The sequence below is a fragment of the Microcoleus sp. K5-D4 genome, assembly GCF_036704575.1.
Taxonomy (GTDB): Bacteria; Cyanobacteriota; Cyanobacteriia; order Cyanobacteriales; family Microcoleaceae; genus Microcoleus.
Map to the genome: position 1 here is coordinate 15,775 of NZ_JAUBSD010000096.1, position 13,994 is coordinate 29,768.

Consider the following 13,994-nt stretch of genomic DNA (forward strand, 5'->3'; position numbering starts at 1 on the left):
TCGGATAGACAAATAAGGACAAAAAAATGTTATCTCCTTATTTGTCTATGGAGGGTGTGCAATACAATAGCTTGGATGTGCCACCAGTAGAGCTATTCCAGCGACAGTTGCCGTTGTCTTTTACCCTGGGCGATCGGTATAAACTCACATCTTGCACCATTCTCAAGAACAGGCTTTTCGGCCTGTTCCACAAAGAGTGAATTTTCTTGTGGAACAGGCCGAAAAGCCTGTTGATAAAAAGCTTATTGATAATGGTGCAACATCTCAGTATAAATCAAAACTCCCCCGTCCACTGCCAACAATGAAGTTTCGAGCAATCTCCTGCAACCGCAACAGCCGCCACCATATCAGAACTCGGAATTAATTCCATTAAAGACCATCTCGATGCTTCTTCGGGGTTGTCTTCAACATTTAACAGCGCGGGAGGTTCTCCTGGTGCGAGGCTGACATCAAACTGATTCAGGGGTATAGAAAGTCCTTTACCAACTGCTTTAATGTAGGCTTCTTTGCGAGTCCAGCAGGTGAAAAACGCGCGGGATTGAAGATGTTCTGGAAGCGAAAGCAAGACAGAATTTTCTAATGGTGAAAAAAACTTTTCCGCAATTTCCAGGCAAGGAAAGTTGGGATTTATGCTTTCAATATCGACACCAATATCTCGATTTTTGGTAATCGCAATTAGAGCCATGTTCCCTGAGTGAGACAAATTGAAACGGAGGGTATTTCCCCCTTGGGCGGCGATGAGAGAGGGTTTGCCGTAGGGATTGTAGTCAAAGCGCAAAATGTGAGAATTTATGTTAAGATAGCGACTCAGAATCGCTCTGAGTGCGCCACGACTCACAATAAATTGCGATCGACCTTTGGGAAAGTGAAAACCCTCGGCTTTTGTCCGCTCGTCTGTAGAGAGAGTCTGTTGTAAACTCTGCAAGCAAGATTCTGTTTGAGCCAGAGAGACACGCCAAACATGAATTTCGCCCAGATCCAATGTCAGGTTTTGCGGTGGGGACTTCCACGAATCAAAAGCAGCAATCATGTATTTATCTTCTTTTCTGAGTCACCTGATCCAGCATTCCCAGAAACAGGCAAGATGCCTGTTCTACTTTGAGAAACAGGCAAGATGCCTGTTCTACAACAGATGAATTTCAATCGCAAGGGTCAATAAATCCAGCTTTGCACAACTTTTCCCGCTAATTGCTGTCCTAACCAAGGCGTATTTGCCGATCGCGACTTCAGACTTGACCCATCAACAGTCCAACTCATTTGCGGGTCGAACAAAATCAGCTCGGCAGAGGCTCCCGGTGCAACCGTGGCGGGGGTTTGTCCGAGACAAACCGCCGGCCGGGTACTCAAAACTCGCCACAGTTCCAAAGCCGAAAAATCGCCAGTTTCTACCAGTCCGTGCCACAGTAAAGGCAAAGCTAATTCCAAGCCGATCGCCCCGGGCGGACTATCAGCAAAAGCCACAGTTTTCTCCTCATAAGTATGCGGGTTGTGGTCGATCGCGATCGCATCAATTACCCCATCTTTCACAGCTTGAATCAACGCTAATTGATCGCTGAGATTGCCCAACGGCGGTTCTAGGCGTAAATTCGGATCGTAGGGCAAGGAAGCAGTCAGAGCATTTTTTCCGCCGGAATCTTGAGAGTTGCCTGAAATTGCCCCGACATTCAACAGCAAGTGCATCCAAGTCACACTCGCAGTCACGGGCAAACCCCGCGCCTTCGCATCCCGAATCAATTCCACGCTGCGCGCTGTAGAAACGCGCATAATGTGTACCGGAGTGCCCGCAGATGCCACCAACTCCAGAATTACCGCCAAAGCCGAAGTTTCCGCACTCGCCGGAATTCCTGGTAAACCCAACCGCACCGACACCGCACCCTCCCGCGCCGCGCCCTTTCCTGCCAAAGTTCGATCGCACGGCCACAAAGCCACAGACTTGCCCAAAGGCTGGATATACTCAAGCAAACGCCTCACCAGAGCCGGATTAGACAGCGGTAAACCGTCTGCAAAACCCACCACTTGACAGGAGGCCAGCTCGCCCAACTCGGCCATCTGCTGCCCTTTCACGCCCGCTGTCAGCGCTCCCCAATAATACAAGCGGGGCAGCCCGGGAGACAAATTGCGGATATGTTGCTGCAACAAAGCTAAACCGGCCAAATTGTCAACAGGCGGCGAGGTATCCGGCAAAATCGCCACTCGCGTAAAACCGCCAGCCGCCGCAGCCTGCATCAAAGATTCCAGGGTTTCCCGATCCTCAAAACCCGGTTCTCCGCTGTGACTGTAGATATCAGTTAACCCCGGCCCCAAAATCAGTCCCCGGCAATCCCGCACTTCCGTGTCAGCGGGAAACTCAGCAATTTTTTCCTCAACTGCTTTGATATCACCTTCAGCAATCAGAATATCAGCGATGCGATCGCTCCCTGAAACTGGATCTAGCACTCGTACATTTTGTAGCAGTTCGCGGCTCATAACTTAAGATTTAAATATATGGAAGAAAGAAGTTCGGCAACGGATTCTGTAACGGATGTAACGGATGGATGGAAGATGGAACCGCGAAGACGCGAAGGACACGAAGGAAGAAGGAAGAAGGAACAAGGAAGAAGGAATAAAAGCAAGGGTTTTAGTAATTAAGAACTTCCTAACCATCTTGGCAGTTGCTATAAAAATTAAAACCTTTTTCAGGTGGGTACTCGTAGCGGTGGGCAGTGGTGTTAACTTAGGCCTAAAAGCTTTGATAAATTTCGCTTTGACACGAGTCTCGATCCCCCTAAATCCCCCTTAAAAAGGGGGACTTTGAGAAGGCTTCTTTTCCCCCCTTAAGAAGGGGGGCTAGGGGGGAGCGAAGGCCTAATCGTCAAACAGCAGACCGGTAATACATCTACGGGTTCGCGCTCAGCAATTTACCGATTACAGTGCTCCGGCTGCTGTTTTGTCAAAAACGCCGCCGCTCAAATGAGTTGTGACATTCATTGCCTGCAATACCGGCAAACCATCGGGGCCGTGGGGATAATCAATCACGCTAACGGCTCCGTTTCCTTGTTTGAATTTCCAGAAATGTTCGGGTTCCAAACCGAATAGATGGCAGAGAATCGCTTTGTTAATGGCATCGTGAGCAACGACAATCCCAGTACCAGAAACAGATTGTACGATTTCTCGCCAAGATGCGATCGCTCTCTGCCAAACTTGCTGCAAATTCTCTCCTTCGGGCATTTGCACTGTTTCAGGAGATGTTTTCCATTCTGCTAGCAAACCCGGATAGGATTGTTCGATTTCTGATTCAAACTTTCCTTCCCAAAGTCCGTGGCTAATTTCTCTCAACTCGTCGCGGAGTTCTAGTTGCAAACCGCCGTGATATTTGAGAATAATTTCCGCAGTTTCTTTCGGGCGTAGCATCGAACTGCTAATAGCAAAATCTAATTTTACATCCTTGAGAAATTCTGCCGCCCGCCGGGATTGTTCGCGGCCGTTATCGTTGAGAGGCACGTCAATTTGTCCCTGAAATTTACCTGCTTTATTCCAGTCTGTTTCGCCGTGACGCACCAGCAACAAGCGCGGGCCTTGGTGTCCGTCCCTCGGTTTGGGAAAAATTTCCCCGGTATGGGAAGTTAAATTCAGGGATTCTAATTGAACCGGAACTTTCTTTTTTGGCTCTCCTGGCTCGTCGGTGGTAACAGGGGAATATCCAAAATTAAGGACGCTAATGCCGCAATTTGACTGCTGAATAGATTGGTAGTAATTCGGGTTAATTTCCGACGCTGTAGCGATGAGAGCGCGGTTGATTCCGTTATGACCTACTACTAGAATTGTGCCGTCCCGGTGGCGCGATAAAAGTTCTTGCCAAAAATGACGGGCGTTAGCAAAAATTGCCAATACGGGGAAGTGTTCGATTTCGCCATCCACAGATGGCAGTTTCATGGAAAATTTGTCTGGCTGTCTTTGCCACTGCTGATATGCTTCGGGGAATTTGTCGATCGCATCTTGGCGCAGCATTCCTTCCCACAGAGGCAAATCGATTTCCATCAAATTATCAGTTGGTTGGAGTTGTGGCGGATTTGTCAAGCGCGACAGGATGATTTCCGCTGTTTCTTTGGCTCGTTGTAGAGGACTGGTATAGGCGGCATCAAAGGCGATACTGCTGAGTGTGTCGCCTACTTGCAGGGCGGCGCTGCGGCCTGCTTCTGTCAAAATTGATTTATCGAGGCGGCCTTGGATGCGGCGTTCTTGATTGTAGGTGCTTTTGCCGTGACGGACTAAGATAATGCGAGTCATTCGATTTTAGATTTTAGATTTTAGATTTTAGATTTAGCCTGTTACCGCGCTTCGGGTGCGCGGTGCACGCCTTACCCAGTCTTCGGGTGCGAGGCGAGTCAAAAAGATGAGCCAGTGAAATTTTACCAGTTGTCGGGATACTCTCGGCTGCAAACGCCTATGATTAGAGACGGAAAAGACTTAGCCACGGATTCGCGCGGGACGGAAAACGAGGAATGACACTGAAGCGGGTTATTTTAGGTATTTTAACGGCGATCGCGATCGCCATGGTCGGTTTATCTTTACTTGCTAGTTGGAATCAGCCGCAAATTCAAAGCCGGCTGGAGCTCTACCAGACAAATTTGCTGCTGCACGCCTCGGAGTGGCAAGGAGAAAATAATCAGAGTGCTAATTTAAGTTCGGCGCGCAACAATATTGTCGGTGCAGATCCTTTAAATACGGCTTTGACGCAATATCAAGAAGCGCGAGACTCGACTCGCAAAACTCTCGAAACAACTCAATCACAAGTTAAAGTAATTCAGTCTGCCATCGCCTCCAAGTCTGCTGATAATACTCTGAATTTAGCTCAAAATAAGGCGGCGTCAGAGTCTATCAAGCAACAGTCAGCGCTGCTAAACGAACTTGACTTGCGATTGGGAATTTTGCAGGCAAGCAGTGGCAAAACTGAGGCAGCTCTCCAAACTTGGAAAAATTTAGTTGAGCGCTACAAAACTAAAAGTGATGACGATTCTTCGGTGGTAACTGCTCAAGTTTTAACGGGAATTTGGAGCAATCCGGCTCAACTGCTGCCGGATGCCGAGCCGCGCATTCAAAAGTCTTTGGATGGCTGGTTTCGCTATCGCGCTCTCGCTCAACTTTACAAGTTGCAAGAACGTTCTAAAGAGCTGGCGGCGCTGCAAGCAGCAGAGCAAGTAACGGCAGAGCAAGCTGTAGAAAAGTTGGCAATTATAGTTGGCGTTCCGGCGATCGCACTTTGTATTGGCACGGTTTTGCTGGTTGGTTTGACCGTGCAGTGGTTGTTGCAGCGGAAGCAGTTAGATACAGCAGGTTCCGGCCCGGTTTTGGCGCGAAATGCGAGCTTGACTTGGGATGTGCCTTGGGACGGCGAGATTGTTTGGCAGGTACTTGTGGTCGGCTTTTTCTTTGTCGGCCAAATCTTGATTCCCTATTTGTTACTGCCAGTTTCTCTGGCTGTTTTAAAACTCAATCCAGCTACTTTTAACCCGCGCGACAAGGCTTTTTATATCTTTGCTACTTATTTGTTGCTGTCGGGTGGGGGGCTTTCGGTACTGTATTTTTCGGTCAAATCTTTTTTGCCTTTGCCGGAAAGTTGGTTCCGGGTTAATTGGCGGGGAAGTTGGTTTTTGTGGGGTTTTGGCGGCTATTTTGTTGCTTTGCCTTTGGTAGTTTTGGTGTCGCTGATTAATCAGCAATTGTGGCAGGGACAAGGTGGCAGTAATCCTATTTTGCCGATCGTTCTCGAAGGTAGGGACAACGTGGCTTTGGTGGTGTTTTTCGGCACTGCTGCGATCGCGGCTCCGGTTTTTGAGGAAATCGTGTTTCGGGGCTTTCTGCTGCCTTCTCTGACTCGCTATTTGCCTGTTTGGGGGGCGATCGCAGCTTCTGCTTTCTTGTTTGCTGTGGCTCACTTGAGTGTCTCGGAGATTCTGCCTTTGGCGACTTTGGGTGCGGTTTTGGGGTTTGTGTACACGCGATCTCGCAATCTCCTTGCTCCTATGCTTCTCCACAGTCTTTGGAACAGCGGTACTCTCCTGAGTCTGTTTCTTTTGGGCGGCGGCGCAAGTTAATTCGGACGGTTGTTAATAATTGTGAATTAACCGAGTTTTTTTGACAGTTTTCGTGCGGGCGATCGACTCTTGCCAAAAACAGCAGTAGGGTGCTCGGTGCGCCCCTGATATGTAGTCCGGTAAAATAACCGGAATTTCATTAGGGGCGGCTTCACCCTAATCTGTAATATCAGCCACAGCTCCAGCTCGACGGTCCCCGGTTCCTTACTTGAGCGGAAAAACAGGGTTTAACATGGAAGTAATATCTTGTCGGCTGATGATTGAGAGACTCACCCGGGCGATCGCACCAAGCGGAAGTTGACAATCCGGCTAATTTATAGCTAAATTTTAATTTAGGATGAGGCTTAAACCCATGAGCAATTTGAACAGCCACAACTTAGATGGAACGCCGAGTTGGATGCGTTTCGCACCCTACGCAGCCTTGGGCATTTTAATATTTTCTCTCAATTCAGGCAGCGAACTAAATTATTTCTTGAGAGGCTACTTGGTCATTCTACAAGCTCAAGCCGGTATAGTTCTACTGTATTTTGCGATGTCTAAGTTTCGCAAAAAACCACACAAATGAGTAAAATTTAGTAAAATTACTTACCTCGATTGTTCAAGGTCGTGCATTCAAAGTCGATGGCGGAAGTTAAAATAAAAAACTGGGGAAAGTAAAAATGGTAAAAGATAAAACCGTAGCAGTTCTGTTAGCTTTCTTTGTAGGAGGTTTCGGAATTCACAAATTTTATTTGGGCAATAACTTAGCAGGGGTATTATACTTGCTATTTTCTGGGACATTAATTCCGTTCGTGATCGCGTTTTTCGATTTTCTCGGGCTGCTGCTGATGTCGGAACAAGCTTTTCAGGTTCAGTACAATGGCGGCACGTTGCCATCTGGGTATGTCCTCAGAGCGGCAAAAGATGTAACCGGGGCGATCGGCGAATTGAAAAAACTTTACGATATGGGCGCAATTACCGCCGAAGAATATGAAGAAAAACGCCAAAAATTGCTGCGAGAATTGTAATTAAGAAGGAAGTTCGGCAACGGATTGTGTAACGGATGTAACGGATGTCAGGAAGAAGGAAGAAGAAAGCCCACTATTAAAAAAGTGGGAGTGAAATAAGTAAGTGTGAGATCACAGCTATTTAAGGATAAAATTAAAGTGTCTCAAGATTTATACTGGCTGCGTCAAACTCCAAACTGGGTGTGGTATTCTTTTATTCCCTACTTCGGCGGATTGGCGATCGCCTATGCAGGCCAAAAGTCAAATATTCGTAGTTGGATGGGATGGGGTGTTGGCATTACTTTAGCAGCACTAGCGGTATCTTCTTCAGCTAATTTGGGTACGATCGTGTGGATTGCTCAAATTGTCACTGCTTTTAGTTTGAAAAAGCGCTATCTGATCAAAACCGCACCCAGAGGTTTACTGGTTCCGGCGAGTGCGACGAATGCCGAAGAACTGGCAAACGTGCGCGGCAAAATAGATATTAACGAGTGTACCAAAGACGATATGGTCAGAATCTTGGGTTTGCCGATCGTCTACGCCAACGATATTGAATCTTTGCAAAACGAAGGCTACATTTTTACCTACGCCGAAGAGTTATCACAAATAGCCGGAGTTCCCGAAAGTCACGTCAGACGAATCGCCCCGATGATTTGCTTCAGCTACAATTATCAAAAAGAATCGCAGTTTACTTGGAAACGGTTAAATATTCTTTCGCCGGAAGAGTTAATCGCCAGCGGTTTAGATCGATATGTTGCGGAAAAAATAGTTAGAGAAAGGCAGAGAAAAGGCGCTTACAAATCAGTTGTCGAAGTCAAGCGACGGACGGGACTGCCTTTTGATTCCTATCGCCATATTTGTTAATTTGCAGTGGTTAGCACCAAACGCTTATGCCAACAAAATTAGAAGTTGACCGACAAAACTTGTATGATACATATTACCTGAGATGGAGGGAAACCACTGTGGAAAAGTTGCGGGTTCGCGAGTTTTAAAAGATTAACTGGGAAAATCTGATTGCAGAAATAGAAGACATGGGGCAAAGTGAACGCCGGAGTTGAGAGAGTAATCTGGTGGTAATTCTTCTGCACTTGCTTAAATGGCAATTTAAACTGGATCAAAGAAGCGTTAGCATTTCTAAAATCTAAAATATAAAATCTAAAATGGATTGATTTTCTGCCAGATGAGATGATTCAAGGGTAGTATGGCAAAAAACTTGATCGCCTCCTGGTAATTGACATTAAATGCACCTGCTGGCAAAAATCTCCCCCAGCAGGCGGGCTCAGCGAAATTATAAAAAAAGTATTTATCCTCTTGACATTTACGAAAAATAATGATATTTGAATATATTGTGAAACTCGTACTTTTCCCTAGCATCAACTCCAAACCAGGGTAAGTTTTCAAGAATCTGCCTTAAATATCAGTGGTAAGCTATCTGAATTATTATTGAAATGCAAAACGACACAATAGTAGCAGTACCGCTAACATCAAATTATGTCTGACTCTCCTCCATCCCAAATCTCCCCAGAAGCAGCACCGGAAAGTGCTGCTACCGAAAACCGCAGTGCCAAAACTAGGCAACTGTTGGGCATGAAAGGGGCCGCTAGCGGGGAAACTTCCATCTGGAAGATTCGCTTGCAATTGATGAAACCGATTACCTGGATTCCCCTAATTTGGGGCGTGGTGTGCGGGGCGGCGTCTTCTGGAAACTATGTTTGGAACCTAGAGAATTTCTTGATCGCAGCAGCTTGTATGTTGATGTCAGGGCCGTTGCTGACCGGGTACACTCAAACTTTGAACGATTTTTACGATCGCGACATCGACGCCATCAACGAGCCCTACCGTCCGATTCCCTCCGGTATTATCTCGATTCCCCAAGTAGTAACGCAAATTTTGGTATTATTAGCGGCTGGCATTGGGGTGGCTTATGCTCTAGACTTGTGGGCGGGTCATGAATTCCCAATAATGACGGTTTTGACTCTCGGCGGCGCGTTTCTAGCTTATATCTACTCTGCGCCCCCGCTGAAACTCAAGCAGAATGGCTGGTTGGGAAATTATGCCCTGGGTGCTAGCTACATTGCCCTGCCTTGGTGGGCTGGTCAAGCTTTGTTTGGTACACTAGATCCCACCATTATGATCTTGACCCTGTTTTATAGTTTGGCAGGGCTGGGGATTGCGATCGTCAATGATTTCAAAAGTGTGGAAGGCGATCGGCAATTAGGGTTAAAATCTTTGCCAGTGATGTTTGGCATTAGCACCGCAGCTTGGATTTGCGTGTTGATGATCGACATATTTCAAGCTGGGATTGCAGGCTACCTGATCAGCATCCACCAAAACCTTTACGCTGTCATTCTGCTACTGCTGATAATTCCCCAAATTACTTTTCAGGATATGTACTTTTTGCGTAATCCCCTGGAAAATGATGTTAAATATCAGGCAAGTGCTCAGCCTTTCCTGGTTTTGGGTATGCTGGTAGCAGCCTTGGCACTGGGTCATGCGAGTTAAGCAGAGTTTTGAGGTTTGAGTTAAAAAATTTTGAATACAAAAAATATAATTCACTTCTCAAAAAAATACCAAGCTCTGCAGCGTTAAGAAAAGTTTTGAATTTGGAGTTTTGAATTAAAAAGTTTTTAATTCAAAAAATCTAATTCAAGGCAGCGTGTTATTCAATAAAAAATGTCGAATTAAAAATTAAGAATTTAAGAATGCTAGCTTTTTAAATTTTTAATTTTTAATCGGACTTGATGAGGTTTGAAGGTCTGAACGTGGCAGAATTTTTCTCAAATATCAAAGATACATTGAGCAAAGTCACTAACGCAATAAGCGGTAATTCCGATCGAGAACCGCCGAAGCCTGCGAAGGGCAATAAGCTCAACTCGCCGAAGTCGGAGGCGGAATTTTATAGAGGGACAACGGCGGAAAGATCGGAGTATGTGGTATCAGAAGAGGCTGCACCTCTAGAAGAGTCTGAATTAGAATCAGAATATTTAGAATCAGAATATTTAGAACCAGAATACGATAGATATCCAATAGTCAAGCGCGAGTGGGAAGGGTTGAAGCGCTTAATTGCTTGGTTGGAAATTGAACCTCAAGTTACCAGCTTGCAAACCAAGGGAAAAGAATTGTTGCGGCCGGGATCAAGTTTGCTGGGAACTAAATCACCCCAAAAATCGGATAGTAGCGAATTGCCTGAAAATAGCGAATCGCATAACACCGAACTGCAGATAAATACGGCACAACAGGAAAAGAGCGCACCGCAGGAAAATACTAAAAAACGGATCTCCCGCCCGCCTAGATTTTGGATAAGTTTAGGTGTTGCCAGTATAGGCGGGGGCGCTTTAATCTACGGTTTATGGATTTTGTATACCTTAGACAAAGGTTTGCCGGATGTTAACGATTTGTCAGCGTTTAACCGCGACGGAACGCTGACAATTAAGGCGGCAGATAATACGATTTTGTTGCAGTCGGGGCCTGCAACTAGAGATAAACTGAAACTTAAAGAAATTCCTGAACAGTTGGTTCAAGCTTTTATTGCCATAGAAGACCGCCGTTTTTACAAACATCGCGGGGTGGATTATCAAGGTATTGTGCGATCGATTGTTTCTAATTTGGTAGCGAGAGATTTAGTGCAGGGCGGCAGTACAATTACGCAACAATTGGCTCGGGTGGTTTTTCTTAATCAGGAAAGAAGTATTAGGCGGAAAGTTCGGGAAGCTCTTTTAGCTCAGAAAATAGAGCGGGAGTTGAGTAAAGACCAAGTTTTAGAAAGATATTTAAATCTGGTTTATTTGGGTTCGGATGCCTACGGAGTGGCAGATGCAGCTTTGGTTTTCTTTAGCAAAACAGTCGATAAATTAACTTTGGCAGAGATGGCAACTTTGGCGGGTTTGCCGCCGGCACCGAGCGAATATTCGCCTTTAGTTAATCCGGATATGGCTAAGAAACGCCGCAATCTTGTGCTACAAGAAATGCAGGAAGCGAAGGTCATTACAGAGGTTCAGGCGAAGGAGGCAATGGCGGAACCTATAGCGGTTAAACCAAGTCCGCCGAAGCGATTTAATGTAGTGGCGCCTTATTTTGCTAGTTACATTCGGAAGGAATTGCCGCGCTATGTTTCTCAGGATGCTTTGGAAGCGGGCGGTTTGACTGTCGAGACGACGGTGGATTTGAAGTGGCAGAAAATAGCGGAAAAGGTGGTTAAAGATGCGATCGAAGTTGATGGCCGCCGTCAGGGTTTTGAACAGGCCGCTTTAGTTTCTATGGACACTAAGACTGGCGAAGTTAAGGCGCTGGTGGGTGGCGGAAATTTTAAGGAAAGTCAATTTAACCGTGCTACGCAGGCTTTGCGGCAGCCCGGATCGACGTTTAAAGGCTTGGTTTATGCCGCAGCGATGGCGGCTGGTTTTTCTCCCTATGACAGTTACGAAGACGAACCAATTATTATCGACGGCTATCAACCGAATAATTATGGCAAAAAATTTAGCGGTTGGCGATCGATCTCTGATGCTTTGACGAGCTCGGTGAATGTCGTAGCTGTGAAGGTGTTGATGGATGTGGGGTTTGAACCGGCGATAAAATTAGCCAACGATATGGGGATTAAGTCTAAATTGAGTCCGATTTATTCCCTGGCTTTGGGTTCTTCAGAGGTGAATTTGCTGGAGTTAACTAATGCTTACGGTACTTTAGCCGCCCAAGGGAATTTTATTGAAGCCCACGGAATTAAGCGGGTGATTAATCAGCGGGGAGATGTGATTTATCAGGCTAAATTTAAACCGAAGCGGGTTTTGGATAAGGATAGTGCTGCGATTACTACTTGGATGTTGGAGGGCGTTGTGCAAGACGGTACGGGGGGGCCTGCTGCTTTAAACGATCGCGCTGTAGCAGGCAAAACTGGTACTTCGGAAAACGTTCGGGATTTGTGGTTTATTGGTTACATTCCGCAGGTAGTGACTGGCGTTTGGTTGGGGAATGATGACAATTATCCCACCTGGGGAACTAGCGGTACGGCGGCCTATAATTGGCGCGATTTTATGAGTCAAGTTGTTAAGGGAATGCCGGTAGAGAAGTTTCCGAAGTTGCCGGAGTTAGAGGGCCGCAAAGGCAGTATTAAGGCGAAACCGGTGGAGCCTAAGAGGATTATTCGGGGGATGATTGTGAATGAGGATGGTGCGATCGTGCCTTACAATCCTAATCCTGAACCGAAGTATTACCCACCGCAAGAGCCGGCTTATCAAGAGCCTGCTTATGAAGAACCTGCTTATGAAGAACCTGCTTATCAAGAGCCTGCTTATGAAGAACCTGCTTATCAAGAACCGGGATATTAAACTATCGGTTTGGAGTAAGGACTTTACTGCTTTTTCAAATGCTTTAGCCTCACCATAAAAAAGCCGTCCATGTGATGTCTGTGCGGCCAAACTTTCACCCATCCTTCGGGTGATGGCTGTACGGGTAAATCAATTGTTGGCGGTTCTATTTGCCAGTGAGGATTGCTGTCTAAGAACGATCGAATAACTGTTTCATTTTCCAAGGGATGAATGGTGCAAGTTGCATAAACTAATACGCCGCCGGACTTGACAAATGTCGCTGCATTTGCTAGTAATTCCGATTGCAGTTGAGATTGTTGTTGAATGTTTTCGGGCGTGTGATGCCAGCGGGCGTCGGCGCGGCGGTGGAGGGTTCCCAGGCCAGAACAAGGTGCGTCTAGTAAAACTCTGTCTGCAAGGTTAACAAACTCTGGGAAATGGCGGCTGTCTCCGGTATGAATTTTAATGGATTTCATCTGGAGTCTGTCTGCATTTTCTTTAAGTTTTTTGAGTCTGCTGGCGGTTTTGTCGCAGGCATAAATAGTGCCTTCATCCTGCATTAATTCGGCGCTGTGGGTGGTTTTTCCCCCCGGTGCGGCGCAGGCGTCGATGATAGTTTCTCCTGGCTGGGGCCCTAGTAAATGGGTGACTAATTGAGCGCTGCTGTCTTGGATTGTCCACCAACCTTCGCTGTATCCGGGGAGGTTTTGAATTGCGCCGATGCTGCCATTTAGTCTTAATGCTTGTGGCAAGTGTGGGATTCTGCTAGTTGAGATGTTGTGGGATTTGAAGGCAGCTTCGATTTGGGCGATCGAGCTTTTTAAAGGATTGATTCTCAGGTCTATTGTGGGAGATTGGTTGAACCATTCACAGAGTTGTTCGGTTTCGGTTTCGCCTATTTGTTCTATCCACAATTTCACCAGCCATTCGGGGAAGCTGTGCAAAATTCCTAGGCGTTCAACGGTTGATTTATAATTAGTAACTGTTAATGGATTTAAGCCGTTATCTGTTAAACGGATGTATTGGCGCAACAAACCGTTGACAAAACTGCTGAGTCCTGAAAATCCGTTTTCTTTTGCTAGTTGAACGGTGGTGTTGACAGCGGCGGAGGGGGGAATCTGGTTGAGATATTCGAGTTGATATAACCCTAAATGTAGGATGGTACGGAGTTCGGGCGGTTGTTGGGAGGATTTCTTTGTTGCTAGTTTGTCGATGATGAAGTCGATCGATCGCATTCTCCTGACGCTACCGTAAACTAATTCTGTCACTAAACGCCGATCGAGGTCGTTGAGTTGAGAATTGCTGAAAGCGCGATCGAGTGTGGCATCTGCGAATGCACCTCGGCGGTGGACTTCGCGGAGTGCGAGAAAGGCTATTTGGCGGGGATTTTGCATAACATATTACATAAAAGGACTTACACAATGTTAAGTGTATAAGCTGTCAAACATCTAAACTGCATTAACTCGCGTTACCTTTGTTTTTTACTTTTCGGTTCCATTTCATAATTAGTTCTCCTTCATTTAACAATTTCTTTAACAGTGACTCTAGTTTTTCAATGGATTCAAATAATCTATTAGCAACATATTCCTTAGCCGAATGCCATACCAACTCAACTCGCGTTGTAGTCCGGGCTA

Annotated in this window: 13 protein-coding genes and 1 pseudogene; 9 read left to right on the forward strand and 5 right to left on the reverse strand. The window is 46.2% G+C overall.

The window, feature by feature from the left end:
* Positions 1-26 precede the first annotated feature (26 nt).
* On the forward strand, positions 27-200 hold the full coding sequence (locus QUA77_RS23965; protein WP_333452951.1) for a hypothetical protein: 174 nt from the start codon (positions 27-29) through the stop codon (positions 198-200).
* A 74-nt stretch (positions 201-274) separates the two neighbouring features.
* On the opposite strand, the gene QUA77_RS23970 is transcribed toward QUA77_RS23965, so the two are convergent.
* Both QUA77_RS23970 and QUA77_RS23975 read right to left on the reverse strand, forming a co-directional pair.
* Entirely contained in the window at positions 275-1,030 is a 756-nt protein-coding gene (locus QUA77_RS23970) for a 4'-phosphopantetheinyl transferase superfamily protein (RefSeq protein ID WP_333452952.1), read from the reverse strand.
* A gap of 122 nt (positions 1,031-1,152) precedes the next feature.
* The gene (locus tag QUA77_RS23975) at positions 1,153-2,466 is read right to left on the reverse strand and encodes a dihydroorotase (RefSeq protein ID WP_333452953.1); all 1,314 of its coding nucleotides are present in this window, start codon (positions 2,464-2,466) and stop codon (positions 1,153-1,155) included.
* Between the two features lie 18 nt (positions 2,467-2,484).
* Between QUA77_RS23975 and QUA77_RS23980 the strand changes: the two genes are divergently transcribed.
* Complete coding sequence (locus QUA77_RS23980) at positions 2,485-2,628, forward strand: hypothetical protein (protein ID WP_333452955.1); 144 nt, start codon at positions 2,485-2,487, stop codon at positions 2,626-2,628.
* Positions 2,629-2,904: 276 nt separating this feature from the next.
* On the opposite strand, the gene QUA77_RS23985 is transcribed toward QUA77_RS23980, so the two are convergent.
* Positions 2,905-4,266, reverse strand: coding sequence for a histidine phosphatase family protein (locus QUA77_RS23985; RefSeq protein ID WP_333035316.1), 1,362 nt, complete (start codon positions 4,264-4,266; stop codon positions 2,905-2,907).
* Positions 4,267-4,481: 215 nt separating this feature from the next.
* On the opposite strand from QUA77_RS23985, the gene QUA77_RS23990 reads away from it, so the two are divergent.
* From QUA77_RS23990 to QUA77_RS24020, 7 genes are all read left to right on the forward strand, one after another.
* On the forward strand, positions 4,482-6,074 hold the full coding sequence (locus QUA77_RS23990) for a CPBP family glutamic-type intramembrane protease (RefSeq protein ID WP_333452957.1): 1,593 nt from the start codon (positions 4,482-4,484) through the stop codon (positions 6,072-6,074).
* A gap of 352 nt (positions 6,075-6,426) precedes the next feature.
* On the forward strand, positions 6,427-6,639 hold the full coding sequence (locus QUA77_RS23995; protein ID WP_333452959.1) for a hypothetical protein: 213 nt from the start codon (positions 6,427-6,429) through the stop codon (positions 6,637-6,639).
* A gap of 94 nt (positions 6,640-6,733) precedes the next feature.
* On the forward strand, positions 6,734-7,081 hold the full coding sequence (locus QUA77_RS24000) for an NINE protein (protein WP_333035309.1): 348 nt from the start codon (positions 6,734-6,736) through the stop codon (positions 7,079-7,081).
* Positions 7,082-7,219: 138 nt separating this feature from the next.
* Entirely contained in the window at positions 7,220-7,924 is a 705-nt protein-coding gene (locus tag QUA77_RS24005) for a helix-hairpin-helix domain-containing protein (protein WP_333035307.1), read from the forward strand.
* Between the two features lie 131 nt (positions 7,925-8,055).
* The gene (locus QUA77_RS24010) at positions 8,056-8,118 is read left to right on the forward strand and encodes a hypothetical protein (RefSeq protein WP_333035485.1); all 63 of its coding nucleotides are present in this window, start codon (positions 8,056-8,058) and stop codon (positions 8,116-8,118) included.
* A gap of 433 nt (positions 8,119-8,551) precedes the next feature.
* Positions 8,552-9,562 (forward strand): chlorophyll synthase ChlG, encoded by a 1,011-nt coding sequence (gene chlG / locus QUA77_RS24015; RefSeq protein ID WP_333035306.1) that lies wholly within the window; start codon positions 8,552-8,554, stop codon positions 9,560-9,562.
* Positions 9,563-9,801: 239 nt separating this feature from the next.
* On the forward strand, positions 9,802-12,381 hold the full coding sequence (locus tag QUA77_RS24020) for a penicillin-binding protein 1A (protein WP_333452964.1): 2,580 nt from the start codon (positions 9,802-9,804) through the stop codon (positions 12,379-12,381).
* Between the two features lie 23 nt (positions 12,382-12,404).
* On the opposite strand, the gene QUA77_RS24025 is transcribed toward QUA77_RS24020, so the two are convergent.
* Together QUA77_RS24025 and QUA77_RS24030 are read right to left on the reverse strand one after the other, a co-directional pair.
* A complete protein-coding gene (locus QUA77_RS24025) occupies positions 12,405-13,754 on the reverse strand; it encodes a 16S rRNA (cytosine(967)-C(5))-methyltransferase (RefSeq protein WP_333452961.1) in 1,350 nt (449 codons plus the stop codon).
* Between the two features lie 64 nt (positions 13,755-13,818).
* Positions 13,819-13,994 (reverse strand): annotated as a pseudogene (locus QUA77_RS24030) (IS630 family transposase); the annotation flags it as partial.

Excerpts from the sequence above, each read along its gene's own strand:
- QUA77_RS23995 (WP_333452959.1), top strand. The coding sequence starts at position 6,427 with ATGAGCAATTTGAACAGCCACAACTTAGATGGAACGCCGAGTTGGATG.
- QUA77_RS24025 (WP_333452961.1), bottom strand. The coding sequence starts at position 13,754 with ATGCAAAATCCCCGCCAAATAGCCTTTCTCGCACTCCGCGAAGTCCAC.
- QUA77_RS23965 (WP_333452951.1), top strand. The coding sequence starts at position 27 with ATGTTATCTCCTTATTTGTCTATGGAGGGTGTGCAATACAATAGCTTG.
- QUA77_RS24000 (WP_333035309.1), top strand. The coding sequence starts at position 6,734 with ATGGTAAAAGATAAAACCGTAGCAGTTCTGTTAGCTTTCTTTGTAGGA.
- QUA77_RS23975 (WP_333452953.1), bottom strand. The coding sequence starts at position 2,466 with ATGAGCCGCGAACTGCTACAAAATGTACGAGTGCTAGATCCAGTTTCA.
- QUA77_RS23980 (WP_333452955.1), top strand. The coding sequence starts at position 2,485 with ATGGAAGAAAGAAGTTCGGCAACGGATTCTGTAACGGATGTAACGGAT.
- QUA77_RS23985 (WP_333035316.1), bottom strand. The coding sequence starts at position 4,266 with ATGACTCGCATTATCTTAGTCCGTCACGGCAAAAGCACCTACAATCAA.
- chlG (WP_333035306.1), top strand. The coding sequence starts at position 8,552 with ATGTCTGACTCTCCTCCATCCCAAATCTCCCCAGAAGCAGCACCGGAA.
- QUA77_RS23970 (WP_333452952.1), bottom strand. The coding sequence starts at position 1,030 with ATGATTGCTGCTTTTGATTCGTGGAAGTCCCCACCGCAAAACCTGACA.
- QUA77_RS23990 (WP_333452957.1), top strand. The coding sequence starts at position 4,482 with ATGACACTGAAGCGGGTTATTTTAGGTATTTTAACGGCGATCGCGATC.
- QUA77_RS24020 (WP_333452964.1), top strand. The coding sequence starts at position 9,802 with ATGAGGTTTGAAGGTCTGAACGTGGCAGAATTTTTCTCAAATATCAAA.